This window comes from Gluconacetobacter aggeris, assembly GCF_014174395.1.
Lineage (GTDB): Bacteria > Pseudomonadota > Alphaproteobacteria > Acetobacterales > Acetobacteraceae > Gluconacetobacter > Gluconacetobacter aggeris.
In genome coordinates this window covers 1-4,691 of the sequence record NZ_JABEQD010000030.1, presented here as the reverse complement: position 1 = coordinate 4,691, position 4,691 = coordinate 1, and the positions used below count along the sequence as shown (strand labels likewise).

The window sequence follows — 4,691 nt, the reverse complement described above, 5'->3', positions numbered from 1 at the left end:
TTCTTCGGGGTCTGCTGATCATCTGCCACGGCAGACATCACGACGCCTTTCTGAACTGGGCGACGGGGCGCGATGCAAGCCATGTAAGAGCCTGCTCAACATCGATCAGGGTGCGTTTCCCGACTTTGATCGCCCGGATGTCGCCCGTGCCCAGCAACTCATACAGCTTGTATCGCGTCAGCCCGGAAAACGCGCAGAATGGATTGATCGCCATATAGCGCGGCGTCTGCCCTGCATCTTTCGATGAAGATGAGGGGCGGCGGAAAGAAGTGGAATTATTGTGCATTTCAAGCATTCACGAACAATACCCCATTATATCTGATAGAAAAAGAAGAATATTTACTTCGATCTATTGGTGTGTCTGCTTGTGTCTGGACGTGTCTGGCCGTTCCAGATAGCCGCCGCGACTCGGCGGCCAACGGCGCGCCGTCGCATCACCGCTCGGCGCCGATCTCCTTTCCCGGCGCTGTGATGGCGATGCCCGGCGGGGGCGGATGGCAGGTCCGGCAGACCCACTCTCGACTGGAAACGTCGTGCCGACGCCACCAGAGGGCGAGCCCACACAGCGAACAGGGCACCTCTGCGGGGTCCATATCGGGCACCGGCTTGCCATTCACGCTCTGCCTGGGCGCAGGCTGGACGAACCATTCCGGCGTCGGGTCGGCAACGTCGTGCGGGTATGGCGCCATCCACCGGTGCCGGGTGCGACACCACGTCCATCCACGATCCGTCAGCCACTGCCCATCAGGAGCTTCCCCGATGAGACGCAGCTTGCCGGTCGCCGGGTCCCGCTCGATATGGTTCCCGGCATCGGCAACGGAGGGGATGGGCGGCGGGGCGTCACCGACAGCCGGTTCACGGGGCGGCAGCCATTCCCGCGCCCAGCAGTCCAGCACGATGGCGATCTCGCGCCGATGTTCGCGGGCCAGCGCCATTGTCTCGGGCTGGACGTCCGTCCCGCCTTTGATGACCGGAACGCCGTCCTTCAGCAGCACCGTGGCCCCGCACCATTCAAGCTCGCGGATCACGCCCCTGGCGCTTCCAGCCAGCGCGGCGGCGCGCTCTTCGTCGGTCACGACCGCCAGATCGATGGGGGCGATCTGTCTCGGCCCGGAGGACGGTGGAGCCTGATCTTCCGCCCAGCGCAGGAGGTTCGGGCTCACCATGGGCTGACCTCCGCTCGGACATGATGAAATCTGGTCGGAACAGTCGGAACGGTCGGAACGCGGATCAGAAACCGGCAGAAAACCGCCATTTCATACGGATGGTCGTGTTCCGACTGGATGTTCCGCCAGTCGGAACAGTCGGAACAAAGTCGGGCGACGGAGATGCGCTGTTCCGACCTGTTCCGAGCGGAGCAACGCCTATTCGGAACAATCGCTCCGGCAGCAATCCTTAGAAGACTGCCGATTTTTTCGCATGTTCCGACCGTTCCGACTGTTCCGACCGAGAAAAACGATATCCGAGAGAAGGGGGTGCGGTCACTCATTGCCGCCCCCCATAATGTCGCCCTTGATGATATAGACGCGGGCCAGCCCTTCATTGGGGAGGCGGACACGGGCCGCCATGTTCTTCCCTTCTCCTGGCACTAGATAGCCCGCATCGCGCACCACCTTGGCGACGTTCGCAGCATCCAGTCCCTTGCAGACTTCCGTCTTCCACATCACCGGCAGGACCAGATATTCCCAACGTCCCCCGTCCTGCGTGGCGACGCGCCGCTTGAAGCCGGCGCGGTTGATGGTCCGAACCCGATCGTCTGTCCGCTCATCCCCGGTGGTGGGATCGGGGGTGAGATTGGTGAACCGGCTTTCGCCGTGCTGCTCGATGAACGCCCGGACCTGCTCGACCGCCTTCACGTCTTCGCTGGCTCCGACGCTACCGCGTTCCCCCAGCCATGCCTGGAAGCATGCACCCGCCGCCTTCAGGGCCTCTCCGCGTTCCCAGGGCAGCACGCCATAGTCAGTCGCAAGCTCGCCCGCCGCCGCGATCAGGGCGAACCGGGCCGCGACACTGCGCACCTGCCCATCGACATTGCCGGCTGGGACAAAAGATTCCTCGAACCGCGACCGGATAGCCCGGATCACCGCCTCCAGTGCTTTCGGATCGGCCGCCCGGTCCCGCACCAGCGCATCGAGGAAATGCCGCGATGCCACGCCATAGAAGGTGCGGGAAGCCACCCGGAGATGGTCCGCCAGCGCGCCGGCCGAGCGCATGCCGTGCAGTCGCTCGAAGGCGCCCATGCCCGCGCCGGCATCGGCCGGGATATTGACCAGGCGCACCTCCTGCCCGGCCATGGCGCGCTTGCCGGCCTCGCCCATCTTCGCGGCCAGCGTGACTTCGCCCGTCGAGAGGAACAGCACCCGCCACGTCTTGCGCGCCCGGGCATCGCCATTCCGCCCGGCCCGCTGCTTGCCAGTGTTGTTCGCCAGCATGTAGGCGATCTCGCCCACCTCGCGCGGTTCGGCTTGGCCCATCTCGTCAAGGATCAGGACCGTGTCGGATGTCTCGCTGGCGATGCCCTCCAGGCCGTTGGCAGTGCCGCGCCACGCCCGGATCTGGCCGTCACGATCGCCCTTGCCCCACACACTGCCGGCGATGAAGGCGGACGTGCTCTTACCGGACTGGGACTTGCCGACCAGATGGATGCCGCCCGACTGCTCACCCATGATGTCGAGCAGTGGGCCAGCAAAAGCCGCCGACAGGAACAGGGCCAGCCGGCTGTTGCCCACCGCATAGGCCGCTACCTGCTTCTGCCAGTCCGCAAGCGTACCGCCGGGCGTGAACTCGCGCCCGACAGTGGCCCGGCTAGACTGGAACACGACCGAGCGCCGGCCGCCGCCGATGGTGAAGCCACCCGGCAGGATGAAGGCATGCCCATCGTCGGTGCGGTGCCAGCCCGCGCGATCGACGCACCGTAGGCGGGTCTTCGTGCGGACTGAGGCGATAAACTGGCGCAGGTGGCGGGTTGCGGGGATCGAACAATTCAGGCCGGCATCCTCAAGCTCGCCAGCAATGTCCTTCCCTTCGCCATGCACCATCCGTTTCGGGATGGCCCATTGATGTTCGCGCCGGTCACGATCCAGCCAACGGATCAGCAATCCCCAGCCGAAGCCGTCACCGTCGTTCGTCTCAGCTACCACGTCAAAGGGCGCCGCGATCCAGATGTCCGGCTTGACGTCCTCCCCCGTCTGCTCCGGCCGGAAGAAGAGGCCGCCCGGCTTCATCAGATATCCGCTCGGCAATTCGACATTCGGCGCAGCGAGCGGAGCGCGCTCCAGCGCAGTCCGCAGCGGATTGGGGTCTTCGCTCCATTCCGCGATGCCGTCAGGTAGCGCGTCTGCCAGATCCCAGGCATCCGGGAGCCCGGCAGGCAATTTCACCTGCCTGATGACGCTGGCATGGGCCTCGCGCATCGCCGTGATGGCGGCATCTGCGTAGGCCAGGCCCGGCTGATCGTTGTCCGGCCAGATCGTCACCGCGCGCCCGGCCAACGGCGCCCAGTCATTGTTACCGACCGCCTTGCCGCCGCCCTGCGACGTCATCACCACATAGTCGGGGAACAGGCTCTGCGCCGCGTCTGCCGTCTTCTCGCCCTCAACCAGCAGGACAGACGCATCAGGCTGGGCTGCCAGCCGATCCAGGCCATAGAGCGGCAGAGGCTTGGCCGCCTGCTTCCAATGCCAGCCGGTGATATCCCGGCGCTGGCCGGCTCGATCGGTCCAGAGCCGCCGCCCATAGGTCAACGGCAGGATGTCCTTCCCGCCGTCCTCACGCTCCATGCGGAAGCGGGCGCAGAGCGGCCGGCCTTCCTCGTCGCGATAGACCCATATGGCCGAGGCCCCGCGCGGCAACTCCGGCTCGCTCGGCGCCGGAGACAGCGGCTCCCACACCTCGTCCTTGCTGCCGGCGGACGCTGCATCCCGCAGCTCAGTCGGGGTCAGTGGCTGGAACGGGTCAGCAGGAATTCCTGCCGGCAGGGTGGCCGGCGCATTGGGCGGTACCGCGTTCATGCCTCACCTCCCAGACCAAGCATGGCGGCCAGCCGCTGGGCGGCTTCCCCCTGCTTCAGGTCGAATAGGTAGGCAGCCAGGGACACGGGATCGCCACCGCGATCGCCGGTCGCGAAGTCGGACCAACGGCAGTTATTCATGTTCACCTTGAAGGAGCCGGGCGAGCGATCGCCACGGCGAGGATTGCGCGCCACCCACTCGTGGCCCTGGCGCCGGCCGTCCGGCAGCCAGCGGGCCAGCAGGGACGGCAGCACGTTCATGGCGGTGCGGTTGATGTGGTCGAAGTCGAGGCGGGGAATGGGGGCGCTCATTCCAAGCCCTCCATCGCCTTGCGAACGAGGGCTTCCGCCGCGAAATAGGCCAGACGGTCGGCGCCTGCTCTCAGCGCCTTTTTGGCGCGGGACACTGGATCGTCACCGGGCATCGCCGTTCGTGTAGGATCGGCCCAGCAGAATTCGGCGACACTAGCGCCCAAGCGAGAAAGAGCCTCATCAAGGGTGACGTTGTGCCGCCGCGCTTCGTCCGCCATGGCGCGGCCAATTTCTTCATCGGTTTGGATGGCATCGACCGCGCTCATTTCGGTCAGCCAGGACACAGCCGCAGCGCGCACTTTGGCCATCCAGGGGGCAATGTAATGCGGTTGGATGACGGGGCATCTGCGGAAAATGCTCTCGACGCGCG

Annotated in this window: 4 protein-coding genes and 1 pseudogene; all 5 read right to left on the bottom strand. The window is 65.6% G+C overall.

From position 1 onward, the window contains the following. Nucleotides 1-37: 37 nt before the first annotated feature. Complete coding sequence (locus HLH36_RS19220; RefSeq protein ID WP_182987884.1) at nt 38-295, bottom strand: MerR family transcriptional regulator; 258 nt, start codon at nt 293-295, stop codon at nt 38-40. Between the two features lie 139 nt (nt 296-434). Then, entirely contained in the window at nt 435-1,166 is a 732-nt protein-coding gene (locus HLH36_RS19215; protein WP_182987883.1) for a hypothetical protein, read from the bottom strand. Between the two features lie 315 nt (nt 1,167-1,481). After that, nucleotides 1,482-4,010: a DUF927 domain-containing protein gene (locus tag HLH36_RS19210; RefSeq protein WP_182987882.1), complete on the bottom strand. Its 2,529-nt coding sequence runs from the start codon at nt 4,008-4,010 to the stop codon at nt 1,482-1,484. After that, nucleotides 4,007-4,321 carry a hypothetical protein gene (locus HLH36_RS19205; protein ID WP_182987881.1) on the bottom strand — a complete coding sequence of 105 codons (315 nt, stop codon included), beginning with the start codon at nt 4,319-4,321 and terminating at the stop codon, nt 4,007-4,009. Before HLH36_RS19205 ends, HLH36_RS19210 begins: the two co-directional genes overlap by 4 nt. After that, nucleotides 4,318-4,691 (bottom strand): annotated as a pseudogene (locus tag HLH36_RS19200) (hypothetical protein); the annotation flags it as partial. The gene HLH36_RS19205 and the pseudogene HLH36_RS19200, both read right to left, overlap by 4 nt.